The 13,845-nt window shown below is 64.3% G+C and carries 11 protein-coding genes and 1 pseudogene; 6 read left to right on the plus strand and 6 right to left on the minus strand.

All coding sequences use genetic code 11. From position 1 onward, the window contains the following. Window positions 1–25: 25 nt before the first annotated feature. The 6 genes from scpB to QHC67_RS02645 form a co-directional block, all read right to left on the minus strand. Window positions 26–643, minus strand: coding sequence for an SMC-Scp complex subunit ScpB (gene scpB, locus QHC67_RS02620; RefSeq protein WP_319290624.1), 618 nt, complete (start codon window positions 641–643; stop codon window positions 26–28). Continuing rightward, window positions 640–1,419, minus strand: coding sequence for a ScpA family protein (locus tag QHC67_RS02625; protein WP_319290626.1), 780 nt, complete (start codon window positions 1,417–1,419; stop codon window positions 640–642). Before QHC67_RS02625 ends, scpB begins: the two co-directional genes overlap by 4 nt. 15 nt (window positions 1,420–1,434) lie before the next feature. Next, entirely contained in the window at window positions 1,435–2,442 is a 1,008-nt protein-coding gene (nagZ, locus tag QHC67_RS02630; RefSeq protein WP_319290628.1) for a beta-N-acetylhexosaminidase, read from the minus strand. A 72-nt stretch (window positions 2,443–2,514) separates the two neighbouring features. Then, entirely contained in the window at window positions 2,515–3,243 is a 729-nt protein-coding gene (locus tag QHC67_RS02635) for an SPOR domain-containing protein (protein WP_319290630.1), read from the minus strand. After that, window positions 3,244–4,971 (minus strand): arginine--tRNA ligase, encoded by a 1,728-nt coding sequence (gene argS / locus QHC67_RS02640; protein WP_319290632.1) that lies wholly within the window; start codon window positions 4,969–4,971, stop codon window positions 3,244–3,246. It lies immediately after the preceding gene. Between the two features lie 110 nt (window positions 4,972–5,081). Next, window positions 5,082–5,720, minus strand: a complete 639-nt coding sequence (locus tag QHC67_RS02645; RefSeq protein ID WP_319290746.1) for a hypothetical protein — start codon at window positions 5,718–5,720, stop codon at window positions 5,082–5,084. A gap of 139 nt (window positions 5,721–5,859) precedes the next feature. Here QHC67_RS02645 and ispH point away from each other — a divergent pair, with 139 nt between their 5' ends. The 6 genes and pseudogenes from ispH (at window position 5,860) to QHC67_RS02675 (ending at window position 13,822) form a co-directional block, all read left to right on the plus strand. Then, window positions 5,860–6,825 (plus strand): 4-hydroxy-3-methylbut-2-enyl diphosphate reductase, encoded by a 966-nt coding sequence (gene ispH / locus QHC67_RS02650; RefSeq protein ID WP_319290634.1) that lies wholly within the window; start codon window positions 5,860–5,862, stop codon window positions 6,823–6,825. A gap of 7 nt (window positions 6,826–6,832) precedes the next feature. After that, window positions 6,833–7,795 (plus strand): homoserine kinase, encoded by a 963-nt coding sequence (gene thrB / locus QHC67_RS02655; protein ID WP_319290636.1) that lies wholly within the window; start codon window positions 6,833–6,835, stop codon window positions 7,793–7,795. Further along, window positions 7,792–8,238: a ribonuclease HI gene (rnhA, locus tag QHC67_RS02660; RefSeq protein ID WP_319290638.1), complete on the plus strand. Its 447-nt coding sequence runs from the start codon at window positions 7,792–7,794 to the stop codon at window positions 8,236–8,238. Before thrB ends, rnhA begins: the two co-directional genes overlap by 4 nt. Before the next feature lie 49 nt (window positions 8,239–8,287). Beyond that, the gene (locus QHC67_RS02665) at window positions 8,288–9,103 is read left to right on the plus strand and encodes a hypothetical protein (RefSeq protein ID WP_319290640.1); all 816 of its coding nucleotides are present in this window, start codon (window positions 8,288–8,290) and stop codon (window positions 9,101–9,103) included. Next, window positions 9,063–10,559 carry a DNA polymerase Y family protein gene (locus QHC67_RS02670; protein WP_319290642.1) on the plus strand — a complete coding sequence of 499 codons (1,497 nt, stop codon included), beginning with the start codon at window positions 9,063–9,065 and terminating at the stop codon, window positions 10,557–10,559. The genes QHC67_RS02665 and QHC67_RS02670 overlap by 41 nt, the downstream gene beginning before the upstream one ends. Next, window positions 10,556–13,822 (plus strand): annotated as a pseudogene (locus QHC67_RS02675) (error-prone DNA polymerase). Before QHC67_RS02670 ends, QHC67_RS02675 begins: the two are co-directional and overlap by 4 nt. Window positions 13,823–13,845 lie beyond the last annotated feature (23 nt).

Raw genomic sequence — 13,845 nt, forward strand, 5'->3', positions numbered from 1 at the left:
TAATTCTCCAATTGCTGGACGCTATCTAGGCGTCTTCATCATCATTTTCCACAACGGATTGGCCGTCATCATCCGCACTGCCGGCTCCCATTGCGCTCTCCAGCGCCAGATCGACCGGATCGAGCAGCCCTGCTGCGCGAAGGTCGTCTATTCCGGGCAGGTCGCGGCGGCTGTTAAGCCCGAAATGCGTCAGAAATTCTTCAGTGGTCGCATAAATCAGCGGCCGCCCCGGAACTTCGCGACGCCCCGCCGGCCGCACCCAACCCGCTTCCATGAGGACATCCAGCGTCCCCTTGCCGACCTGAACGCCCCGGATCGCCTCGATCTCGGCGCGGCTGACCGGCTCATGATAGCTGATTATCGCCAGGGTTTCCATCGCGGCGCGCGACAATCGTCGCGTCTCTTCCTTCTCCCGCCGCAAGATATGGGCAAGATCGGGCGCGGTCTGAAAATGCCACCGCCCGCCCCGCTCCACCAGATTGATGCCGCGCCCGGCATAATCCTGCTGCAACTGCCGAAGCGTTTCCGCCAGCTTTCCCGAATCGCCGACATGCAGCCGCAATTCGCCAGTCGTCATAGGCTGCTCGGCAGCAAACAGCGTTGCCTCGACTGCGCGGGAAAAGTCGTCAGCTTCCTGCATCATCTGCGAATCACCGCGTCAGGCTGAGCGGCGCGAAGATAGAGGGGCGCGAATATCCCATCCTGCCGGATATCCACCTTGCCCTGCCGCGCCAGTTCGAGAGCAGCGACGAAGCTGCTTGCGAGAGCAGAGCGGCTTAGGACCTTGCTCATGCCCGTCGGCAGGAAGCTTTCCAATGTCGTCCAGTCCAGCCGCACGCCCACGAGCGCCTCCACGCGCAGGATCGCTTCGTCCAGCGTCATCACCGGGCGGCGCGCGACGACATGTACCGCAGGCTGAGTTCGCGCGCGGATCTGTCCATAGGCCTGGATGAGTTCGAACAGGCTCGCCTGCCAAGCTGACTTGCGCACGGTCCGCAGCCCCTCCGGCGCAGGCCGCGCGAACACGTCGCGGCCGAGCCGATCACGCGCCATCAGCCGCGCCCCGGCTTCGCGCATCGCCTGCAGACGTTGCAGGCGAAGTTGAAGCCGCAGCGCCAGTTCCTCGGGCGAGGGATCGACTTGCTCGTCGCGCGGAAGCAGCAGCCCGGATTTCAGATACGCCAGCCACGCCGCCATCACCAGATAATCGGCGGCCAGCTCCAGCTTCAGTTCACGCGCGCTGTCGATGAATTCCAGATACTGCTCGACCAGGGCCAGAATCGATATCTCGCGCAGATCGACCTTCTGCGTCCGGGCCAGCGCCAGCAACAGGTCGAGCGGCCCTTCCCACACATCGAACGTGACCGTCAGCCGTTCGGGACCGGCGGGACCTGCCGCAGCGGGGAACAGATCATCCACTGGCCCGCGTCATCCTCACGCAAAGGCCAGAAGTTCGTCGCGCTTTGCCAGCAATGCGTCCAACGGAGCATCGTCCAGTGACTCGGCGGCATAGGCCATCCCAGCATCCAGCCGCTCTCGGGCCTGCTCCGTGATCTCGGGCAGCACCTGCGCGATGCCGATCATCTCGTCCATCCGCGCCCAGCAATTGAGCGCCAGATCGCAGCCCGCGGCAACTACGGCGGCGGCGCGCTCGGGCACGCTGCCGCTCAACGCCTTCATGTCGAGATCGTCGGACATCAGCAGCCCGCCAAATCCGATGCGGTCGCGGATGATCGTCTGGATGACCGTGGGCGAAAGGCTGGCCGGGCGGTCCGGGTCCCATGTGGTATATACGATATGCGCCGTCATCCCCATCGGCGCCCAGTTCAGGCTCGTGAACGGCTCCAGATCGACTGCCAGATCGGCCTCGTCCGCTTCGACCGTGGGCAGTTCGTGATGGCTGTCCACCAGCGCCCGGCCATGGCCCGGCATATGCTTCACGATGCCCGTCACCCCGCCACGCTTCAGGCCGTCCAGCACCGCGCGTCCCAACGCCGCCACGCGCATAGGTTCGCTGCCGAGCGTGCGGTCGCCCATGATGTCGCTCGCGCCGGGCTGGCGTACATCCAGGAGCGGCAGGGCATCGACGCTGATCCCGCATTCCCGGAGCGTCGTTGCGATCGCCTGTGCGTTTACCCGCGCCGCCTCGATCGCCGTGATGGGCGCAATTTCATAGAGCGCGTCGAAGGCTGCGCCCGGAGGAAAGGCTGGCCAGATCGGCGGCCGCATCCGGGCCACCCGGCCGCCCTCCTGATCGATCATGACGAGCAGATCGTCGCGCCCATGAAGCGCCCGCAGGGAGTCAGTCAGGGCGCGCACCTGCGCGACATCCTGAATGTTGCGGCCGAAGAGGATATATCCCGCCGGATCGGCATCGCGGAAAAACGCCGCCTCATCCGCAGTGACGGACAGGCCGGACAGCCCGAAGATAACAGGCTTCATGATCTGGGCTTCATACAGGCGTGACGCATCATGCCCGTCAATCTAACCGCTACCCGCCCGATTGTCGAAGCGTCAGTTGACGACGAGGCAGCTTTCGCCCGCAACCCGCAACTTGCCGCACAATGCACTCGCCTGCGATGCGTTACCGGCACTCGCGCGCAGCCGGTACAGCGTCGTTTCACCGACCTTGACGGTCTCGACCGAAGTGCCCAGCGGCGCGAGATAATCGAACCGCTTGGAAAGCCTTCCCCAGGCTTCCTTGGCACTCGCCTGGCTGCCATAGGCGCCAAGCTGGATCATCGCCCCCCGGGCAGCGCCGGATGCAGCAGTAGTGGCAGCAGATTTCGCCCCGGTTTCGTCCGCAACGGGCGCACTGAACTTGCTGGCGGGCTTGGCCGCCGCGATCTTGGGCGCAGGCGCCGCGCCGCCGATGACAGGCGCTTCGGGAACGCGGCTCGGATCGATCCGGCCCACGCGCTCCACGCCCTCGCTGGCGGCAAAGCTGGCGTCGCCCTCGCCCGCGAACTTCTTGGCGTCCACTTCATTGGCGGGCACCTTGTAGTCGCCAGCGGGTGCCGTGATCACCTGCGCGTCGCCGCCAAGATCGCCCGAGCCGGTGCGGCTCTGCATCCAGTAAACGCCGCCCACGATCACCCCCAGCGCAACCAGACCCGTCAGGATGAAGGCCAGCAGCTTGAGCGGAGACACGCCGTCATTATCGTCGTCACGCTCTGCGGGTTCCAGCCACGGAAGACGATCCTCATCCTCCAGGTTCAGGCCGCCACGCGCATAATCACTCATCTACTGCATCTCCGTAAGCGCCTCGACCCCCATCAGGGCCAAGCCGTTGCGGATTATCTGCCCGATTCCGCGAGCCAAGAAAAGCCTCGCCGATGTCGTGGCAGGATCAGTCGCCACGATCACGCGCAGTTCCGGATTGTCATTCCCAAGGTTCCACCAGCCATGGAAGGAGGCCGCCAAGTCATTGAGATAAAAGGCAATTCTATGCGGTTCGCGGTTCTGCGCCGCGGCCTCGACAATGCGCGGAAACTGCGCTGCACGCTTGACCAGCTCCAGTTCGACCGTCCCAAGCAGGGACAGGTCGGGCGCAGGAAGATCGAGCCCCGCTTCCGCCGCCCGCCGTCCGAGCGAGGAAATCCGCGCATGGGCATATTGTACGTAGAAGACCGGATTGTCCTTCGACGCCTCGACCACCTTCGCAAAGTCGAAATCCATCTGCGCATCGGCCTTGCGCGTCAGCATGGTGAATCGCACGACATCCTTGCCGACTTCCTGCACGACATCTGCCAGCGTCACGAAGTTGCCCGAACGCTTCGACATCTTGACCGGCTCGCCATTGCGCAGCAGCCGGACCATCTGCACCAGCCTAACGTCAAATCGTGTCTTGCCGCCGGTCAGCGCCGCGACCGCCGCCTGAATGCGCTTTACGGTGCCCGCATGGTCCGCGCCCCAGATGTCGATAAGCTGGTCCGCCGCTTGCGCCTTCTGATAATGATAGGCGAGGTCCGCGCCAAAATAGGTCCAGCTGCCGTTGGACTTCTTGATCGGGCGGTCCTGATCGTCACCGAATTTGGTGGAGCGGAACAGGGGCAGTTCGACGGGTTCCCAATCCTCGGGCGTCTCGCCCTTGGGCGCTTCCAGCACGCCGTCATAGACGAGGTCCTGTTCGCGCAGCCATGCTTCGGCGGCTTCGGGCTTGCCCGCCTTTTGCAATTCGGCTTCGGAGGAGAACAGGTCGTGGTGGATACCGAGCAGCGCCAGATCCGCGCGGATCATGTCCATCATTGCGGCAACGGCCTGCTTGCGGAACGGCACCAGCCATTCGCTTTCCGGCGCCGCGACCATCGCGTCGCCATAGTCTGCGGCCAGCTTCTGACCCACCGGGATCAGATAGTCGCCCGGATACAGCCCCTCCGGAATCGCCCCGACATCTTCGCCCAGCGCCTCGCGATACCGGACATGCGCCGACCGCGCGAGCACATCGACCTGCCCGCCCGCATCGTTGATATAATATTCGCGCGTGACCTTATGCCCCGCATATTCCAGCAGAGTGGCCAGGGCATCGCCCACCACCGCGCCACGACAATGCCCCATGTGCATCGGCCCGGTAGGATTGGCGGAGACATATTCCACGTTTACGTGAACGCCTTGCCCCATGTCCGTGCGGCCATAGTCCGCCGCTTCGGCATGGATGGCCGCCAGTTCCGCACGCCATGTCGCGTCCGTCAGGCGCATGTTGAGGAAGCCCGGTCCCGCGACGGACACTTCGGAGACTTCCTCCAGCGCCTGCAACCCGGCGGCGATCTTTTCCGCAAGCGCACGTGGATTGGTGCCCGCAGGCTTGGCCAGCACCATCGCGGCATTGGTGGCAAGGTCGCCATGGCTCGGATCGCGCGGGGGTTCGACCGTCACGCCCTTGCGATCCAGACCCGCAGGCAGATCACCGGCCGTCACCAGCCCGTCGAGAACACCGTTCAGATACGTTGCGAAACGTGCATATAAAGTCACTTGGTAGATCCCCCAAGGATTGGACTATTGCACGGCCAATAGGCTGCGCTCCTTAAAAGCCCATACTGCCTGATCCGAAATGTAGCCGCCAGGCGACGGCACCAGCCCGATCAGCGAGTCGCGTTATATCGCAACTGGTCCTGCGTCAGGTTGAAGCCCACCAGCAATTCAAAGCTGGTGCGCTGCAAGGCCGCTTTCACGTCCGGATCGGAAAAGGGGTCGAGCGCCGCGTCCTCATCGCCCGCCTTCCGCTTCTGGCTGATGCGCTTCTGGATTTCGGGTGGCAAAGTCGCAACATCCTTGTCCACATAGGACCCGGCCTTCGCACTGGCCGTCGCACGATACTCGCCGGGCGCGAACCGCAGCGTCACCTGCGCGACGCGCTTGGCGATAACGCTGCTTCCACCGCGCACGACCGTCGCAAAATAGGGCAAGGTCACTTCGCGCGCGGCGCTGGCGTCGCTACGGCGCGCCTGCACGTCGAATGTCGCTTCGGTGTAAAGCTGTGCCCCTTCCGAGCAGGTCGCGCGGACATTGGTAATGCTGGCCACTACGTCGATGGCCGAAGCATCGCGGCTGCTGGCGGGATTGAACAGCGTGATGTCGCCCGTATAGGCCGGCACTGCCGCCGTCGGGCACGCAGAGCGCACCGCGATGACACCGCCCGTCGCATCGATCTCGCCGCTGCGCGAACAGCCCGCAAGAGCGACAAGGGCAAGGCTTACAAGTGCGGTTCTGGCGATGGTCACGGGAATTCCCTGAAAAACGAGGCTGACCGGCTTCTTATCCATCCACCTCCCTGTAAGCAACATGCTTACAGGGGCGCTCGCGCCGTCCCATGCGAGGAAGCGCCTTCCCTCCTGCACGCGCTTCGCCTAAAGGCGGGGCATGATCGACGCCGCGCCCGATGCCGCCAAGCTTCCCCTGCTGCTGCTGATTGCAGCGCCACGCGGCTTTTGCGCAGGAGTCGACCGCGCCATCGTGATCGTGGAACGCGCGCTCGAAAAATATGGCGCGCCCGTCTACGTCCGGCATGAAATCGTCCACAATCGCTTCGTGGTCGAAGGGCTCAAAGCCAAGGGCGCGGTATTCGTGGAGGAACTGGACGAAGTGCCCGATGGCGTGCCCGTCGTCTTTTCCGCGCATGGCGTGCCGAAATCGGTGCCTGCTGACGCGGAGCAGCGCGGCCTCTCCTATCTCGATGCGACCTGCCCGCTCGTGTCCAAGGTTCACCGCCAAGCGGAACGGCAGGTCACTGCTGGGCGGCATATCCTCTTCATCGGCCATCGGGGCCACCCGGAAGTCATCGGCACCTTTGGACAGGTTCCCGAAGGTACGATGACCTTGATCGAGACGGTCGCCGATGCCGAGGCATTCGCGCCCCTCGATCCCGACAACCTGGCGTTCCTGACGCAGACCACCCTTTCGGTCGACGACACGGCAGCCATTCTGGAAGTGTTGCAGCGCCGCTTTCCGACGATCCTGGGGCCAAAGGGCGAGGATATCTGCTATGCGACGTCGAACCGGCAGAATGCAGTGAAGGCGATCGCGTCGTCCTGCGACGCCGTTCTGGTCATCGGCGCGCCCAACAGCTCCAACTCGCTGCGGCTGGTCGAAGTGGCGGACCGCGAAGGCACGCCCGCGCGCCTCATCCAGCGCGCCGAAGACATCGATTTCGAGTGGCTGCGCGGCGTCGCGACGCTTGGCATAACCGCCGGAGCCTCCGCGCCCGAAGTGCTGGTGCGCGAAGTCGTCGAAAAGCTGGCGACACGCTTCGAAGTCGAGGAACGGCAAGTCGAAACCGTCAAGGAAACCGTTTCCTTCAAGCTGCCGCGCGGCCTCGAAGCGGCCTGATCCCCGAATGGCCGTCTATACGCATGTTCCGGCCGAAGACATGGCCGCCTTCCTGACGCGCTATGACGTCGGCAGCCTCGTGTCGGCCAAGGGCATTGCCGAAGGTGTCGAGAACAGCAATTACCTGATCGAGACGACGCGCGACCGTTTCATCCTGACGCTCTACGAAAAGCGCGTCGATGAGGCGGACCTGCCTTTCTTCATGGACCTGCTCGACCATCTGGGCGCGCGCGGATGCAAGGTGCCGCGTTTCATTGCCGATCGCGCGGGCGGCAGGCTGCAGGAACTGAGTGGCCGCCCGGCCTGCCTGATCGAGTTCCTGACCGGGGTGTCCGTCACCGAGCCAACCCCTGCTCAAGCCAATGCCGCGGGCAAGGCGCTGGGCGAGCTACATCGTGCGGCGGCGGATTTTACCGGCGTCCGTCCAAATGTCCTCGATCTGCCTGGCTGGCACGATCTGGCCGCGAAATGTGGTGATGATTTCGACCGCATCGCACCGGGCCTTGGTCGGCGCGTCGCGGACGAACTCGCCTGGCTGGACGCGCATTGGCCATCGGATCTGCCGCGCTCGGTGATCCATGCCGATCTGTTCCCCGACAATGTCCTGATGCTGGGCGACGATGTCACCGGCCTCATCGACTTCTATTTCAGTTGCACCGAAATACGCGCCTATGATCTGGCGGTGACGCATGGCGCATGGTGTTTCGCGCACGACGGCAGCGCTTATCATGCCGACCGCGGCGCAGCTTTGGTGGCCGGATATGATGCCGCATTCGGCCTGTCGGATGCGGAGCGCGCCGCCTTTCCCGCCTTGTGCCGTGGCGCTGCGCTGCGCTTCCTGCTGACGCGCGCCTACGACTGGATCAACACGCCATCCGATGCGATGGTCACGCGCAAGGACCCCCTCGCCTTCCTGCGCCGCCTCGATTTCTACGCCGCCGCGGAGCCATCCATGTTGCTCGGCGCATGAGCGAGCCAACCACAGTCGAGATCTTCACCGACGGCGCATGCAAGGGCAATCCCGGCCCCGGCGGATGGGGCGCGGTGATCCGCTCCGGCCCGCATGAGAAGGACCTGTCCGGCGGCGAGAAGCTGACCACCAACAACCGCATGGAGCTGATGGCCGCGATCGAGGCGCTGAATGCCCTCAAGCGCCCCTGCCACGTGATCCTGACCACCGATAGCAATTATGTGAAGGACGGCATCACCAAGTGGGTATTGGGCTGGCAGAAGAATGGCTGGAAGACCGCCGACAAGAAGCCCGTCAAGAACGCGGAGCTGTGGCAGGCGCTGGTGGAGGCCACGCGTCGCCATCGCATCGACTGGCGCTGGGTAAAGGGGCATAACGGGCATCCGGACAATGAGCGTGCCGACAGGCTCGCCAGCGATGCGGCGGACGCCATGCGCGGCTGAGTGTTGACTGCCATGCCGAAGAAGAAGATAAGGAACATATAGTGAACATATGGCCGATTCTTCTCCCTCCCTATCCGTGCTGCGGCGCAGGATTTCACATATCGAGCAGCAACGCCCGATCTCTGAAGGCGTGCAGATCAGCACCGGGCATGAGGCAATCGACACAGCCATAGGCGGGGGCATCACGCGGGGTTGCCTGCACGAACTGTTCGCCCTTGACCCCGACGACGCAGGCAGCGTGACTGGCTTCGCCGCCATGCTGGCCCTGCGGCTGGGTGGTGGCATCCTGTGGCTGCGGCAGGAAACCGTGCAGAAAGTGAACGGCAGGCTGCACGCCGCAGGGTTGCTGGAAATCGGCCTCGATCCGGCGCGCGTGATAGTGGCGGTGCTCCCCGATCCCGTTTCGGTGTTGCGTGCCGCCGCCGACGTGGTGCGCTGCCCCGATGTCGGCGTCGCGATCGTCGAACTGTGGCAGCGTCCCGCTGCCCTCGATCTGACGGCCAGCCGCCGCCTTGCCCTCGCCGCCGAAGCATCCGGCGTCACGGTACTGCTGCTGCGCGTCGATGCCGAACCGACGCCGAGCGCCGCGCAAACCCGTTGGGCGGTGCGTGCGGCCGCCTCCGCCCCGCTGGAGGCCAATGCCCCCGGCTATCCGACCCTGAAAATCGAATTGTTGCGCCAGCGCGGCCGTCCGGCTGGCGGATGCTGGCAAGTGGAGTGGGATCGTGAAAGTGCAGTCTTCCGCCCGGCAGACAGAAATGCAGACACCCCGATCCGGACGGCGCCACCTGGCGCTATGGTTTCCCTTCCTCGCGGCGGATCGGATGCTGCGCCATCGCTCGTCCCGCTCCGACGCACGGGATGACGCGCCCTTCGCACTGGTCGAAAAGATACGCGGGGCCATGCGCCTCGCCGCACTCGACCCGCGCGCCGTAGCCCTCGGACTGGCGCCGGGGCTGCCGCTGGCCGATGCGCGCGCGCGCATCCCGGAGCTTGTGGTGTACGATGCGGACCCTGCGGCGGACCTGCGCTGGCTGGAGCGGATCGCGGACCTGTGCGACCGCTACACGCCGATGGTGGCGCTCGATCCTTCCGATGGCATCACGCTCGACATCACCGGCTGCGCGCATCTGTTCGGCGGCGAGGCAGGGCTGGTCGCCGATCTGGAGAGCCGCATGCACCGCTGGATGCAGGGCACGACCGGCCATCTCCGCCACGCCTTTGCCGATACGCCGGAGGGCGCACAGGCCCTCGCCCGCTTCCAGACGGTGCCCGCCGCCAGCGAAGACGCCGCACTCCGCCGCCTGCCCATAGCGGCATTGAGGTTGGAGCCGGAAACCGAGACTGCCCTGCGTCGCGCTGGCCTGCGGACCATCGGCGATCTCGCCACGCGCCCCTCCGCGCCCATCGCCGCCCGCTTCGGGGAAGAGGCGACCGACACACTGGCGCGCGTGCTGGGTCAGGCCGACAGCCGCATCGTGCCGCGCCGCGCCCTGCCCGCTTTGTTCTTCGAGCGCCGCTTTGCCGAACCCATCGCCCGCACCGAAGACGCGCTGACCGTGATCGGCGACCTTGGCGAGGAAGCCGCCCTTGTGCTGGAGGAACGCCGCAAGGGGGGCCGCCGCTTCACCGCGCGCCTCTATCGCAGCGACGGGCAGATCCGCGACCTCAGCGTCGAAAGCGGCCTGCCGCTTCGCGATCCCGCCCTGCTGGTCAAGCTGTTCTCCGAACGCGTGGAGGCGCTGGCCGACCCCATCGATCCCGGCTTCGGCTTCGACATGATCCGTCTGGCCGTGCCGTCCCTGGAACCGATGATGCCGACGCAGTTGCAGCTTGAAGGCGGCGCCGTCACGCAGGAGGCGATGGCGGCGCTTGTCGACCGGCTCTCGACGCGCCTGGGCCGCGACCGCATCCACCGTTTCGCGCCGCGCGACACGCATATTCCCGAACAGGGCGTGCTGACGCTGCCCGCCGTGGATGCGCCGACCCCCGCCGTTTGGGAGAAGCCGCAAACTGGCGAACCGCCGCTGCGCCCTTTGCACCTGTTCGATCCGCCCCAGAAGATCGAGGTCATGGCCGAGGTCCCGGACGGCCCACCGCATCGCTTCCGCTGGCGACGCACCCTGCACGACGTGACGCGGTTCGAGGGGCCGGAACGCATCGCAGCCGAATGGTGGAAACGCCCCGAAGGCACCGGCATCACGCGCGACTATTACCGCGTGGAGGACGCCCGTGGCCACCGTTTCTGGATCTTCCGCCACGGCCTCTATAACAGCGAGAAGCGGGAGCCCGGCTGGTACGTCCACGGCCTGTTCGCATGAGCGACGAACCCGCCTTCGCCGAACTGGTGGCCGCGACGAACTACTCCTTCCTGCGCGGCGCGTCGCATCCGTCGGACATGGTGAGTGAAGCGATTGCGCTGAAAATGGCCGGGATCGGCATTGCGGATCGCAATACTGTGGCAGGCGTGGTTCGCGCCTATATCGCTCTCAGGAACGCACGAGAGAAGGCCGCTGCGGAGAAGCTGCCCGAAATCCCTTTCGAGCTGGTCGTCGGCGCGCGGCTTGTCTTTGCCGACGGCACGCCGGACATCGTTGCCTATCCGGCAACACGCTATGGATGGGGACGCCTCACGCGCCTGCTGACGCTCGGCAATCTGCGCGCGCAGAAAGGCGATTGCATCCTCCATTTCAGTGACCTGCTGGAATATACTGAAGACCTGCTGCTGATCGTCATGGCGCAGGAAAGTGACGGCGCCTTGCTCTATCAACTGCGCAATGCCGCACCGGGCCGCGTCTGGCTGGGCGCGACCATGCCGCGCCAGGGCAGCGACCGCCGCCGTCTCGCGCGTTTGATGCGACTTGGTCAGGCCAGCGGCGTACCGCTGATCGCCACAAATGACGCGCTCTACGCGACGCCGGCGCAGCGCCCCCTGCACGATATCGTCACCTGCATCCGCGAGGGCACGACAATCACGCAGGCTGGGCGAAAGCTCGCTGGTAATGCCGAACGCCATCTGAAAGCCCCCACCGAAATGGCGCGCCTGTTCCGCGATTGCCCGCAGGCCGTGGCGGAAACCAAGGTCCTGCTCGACCGCATCAGCTTCCGGCTACACCATCTGAACTATGAATATCCGCACGAGCCGGTGCCAAAGGGATGGAAGCCGCAAAGATGGCTCCAGCATATCGTCACAAAGGCTGCCCGCAAACGCTATGGCACAGACCTGCCGGACAAGGTGCGGAAGCTATTGAGGGAAGAATTCGACCTCATCCGCAACCACCAATATGCTTATTACTTCCTCACCGTCTACGATCTCGTCAGGTTCGCGCGCGATCAGAAGCCCCCCATACTTTGCCAGGGCCGCGGATCGGCAGCCAATTCCATCGTCTGCTTTCTGCTAGGCGTCACTTCCGTAGATCCTGTTGAGCACAACCTGCTGTTTTCCCGCTTCGTATCGGAGGAGCGGAAGGAGCCTCCAGATATCGATATCGACTTCGAGCATGAACGTCGCGAGGAGGTGATGCAGCATATCTATCATCGCTATGGCCGTCATCGTGCTGGAATCGCTGCGACCGTCATCCACTACCGCCCTCGCAGTGCCGTGCGGGAAGTCGGCAAGGTGCTCGGCCTTTCCGAGGATATAACCGCTCGGCTGGGCAGCACCGTTTGGGGCAGCTTTTCCAGCGACATGGAAGAAAAGCGATACACCGAGGCCGGTCTGGACCCGGCCAATCCTGCCATTGCCCGGCTGAAGGATCTCGTCGGCCAGATCCTGAAGTTCCCGCGCCACCTGTCGCAGCATGTCGGCGGCTTCGTGCTGACGCAGGATCGACTGGATGAGACAGTCCCGATCCACAATGGCGCAATGAAAGACCGCACCTTCATCGAGTGGGACAAGGACGACATCGACGCGCTCAAGCTGATGAAAGTCGATGTGCTGGCGCTCGGCATGCTGACCTGCATCCGCAAGGCGTTCGACCTGATGCGTGATCATGGATTGGGCGACAACGACCTCGAAATCAGCCTCTCTTCCAAGGACAAGGCAGTTTATGAAATGCTGTAGAGGGGCGACAGCATCGGGGTGTTTCAAGTGGAAAGCCGTGCGCAGATAAACATGCTGCCACGCTTGAAGCCGGAATCGCTCTACGATCTGACCATCCAAGTCGCGATTGTCCGCCCCGGTCCAATCGAAGGAGGCATGGTGCACCCTTATCTGCGACGGCGATCCGGGCAGGAAGCGGTTGAATATCCTTCTCCTGCCCCACCACATGATCCCAAGGAACTGGAGTCTTTGTTAGGCGAGACAAAGGGCGTTCCCCTGTTCCAGGAACAGGTCATGAAACTGGCAATTGTAGCAGCGGGTTTCACGCCCTCCGAAGCAAACCAGCTGCGCAAGTCAATGGCTACCTTCCGCAACGCTGGCACCATTGATCAACTTGGTGATAAGATGATCGAGGGGATGGTGCGACGCGGCTACCAGCGCGACTTTGCCGAACGCTGTTTCAAGCAGGTTGAGGGGTTCGGCAGCTATGGCTTCCCCGAAAGCCATGCTCTTTCCTTCGCGCGGCTCGTCTATGTGTCCGCATGGATCAAGTGCCATCAGCCTGCGGTCTTTGCCTGCGCTCTGCTCAATTCCCAGCCGATGGGCTTCTATGCCCCCGCCCAGATCGTTCGCGATGCGCGCGAACATGGCGTCGAGATCCGCCCGATCGACATCAACGCCAGCGAGGAGGATAACATGCTGGAGCGCCGCGCCGACGGCACTCTCGCGCTACGGCTCGGCTTCCGGCAGATGGATGGCCTGCGCGACACATGGGTGGAGGCACTCGTGAAAGCGCGCGCCGATGGCCCGTTCGACAGCGTGGAGGCCCTGGCCCGCCGCGCCGCCCTGCCGCAGCGCGCGCTGCGTCTGCTTGCGGATGCCGACGCGTTCCGTTCCATCGGGCTCGACCGGCGGCAGGCGCTCTGGGACGTGCGCCGCACGCCGAATGGGGAGCTTCCCCTCTTTGCCGCCGCGAAGGCGCGCGAGTTGGGGGAAGAACCCAATGCCATGTTGCCCACCATGTCTCTCGCCCAGCATGTCGCGATCGATTACCAGACATCGCGGCTTTCGCTGAAGGATCACCCGATGACCTTCCTGCGCCCGATCCTGGCTCAGGAAGGCGTGATGAGCTGCGCGGAGACCGCCGCCTCGAAAGCGGGGACCAGGGTCCGCACCGCAGGCATCGTGCTCGTCCGCCAGCGCCCCGGCAAAGGCAACGCGATCTTCGTCACGCTGGAGGATGAAAGCGGCATCACCAATGTCATCATGTGGGCGCGCCTGTTCGAACATTTCCGCCGCGCGGTGATGGCGTCCCGGCTGATGCTGGTCGAAGGCGAAGTGCAACGCAGCCCCGAAGGGGTCTCCCACCTGATGGCCGCGAACATCATCGACCGTACTGCCCTGCTCGACCAGCTGGATGATAATAATCGGACGCCCATCACGCTCTGCCGCGCGGATGAGGGGAAGCACCCGCAAGCGCCCCGTAATCATGGGCACCCGCGCAACGTCCGCATCGTGCCGAAATCCCGCGACTTTCATTAGGGCCGCCGGTCATCCGGAACAGG

This window comes from Sphingobium sp., from assembly GCF_033795625.1.
Taxonomy (GTDB): domain Bacteria; phylum Pseudomonadota; class Alphaproteobacteria; order Sphingomonadales; family Sphingomonadaceae; genus Sphingobium.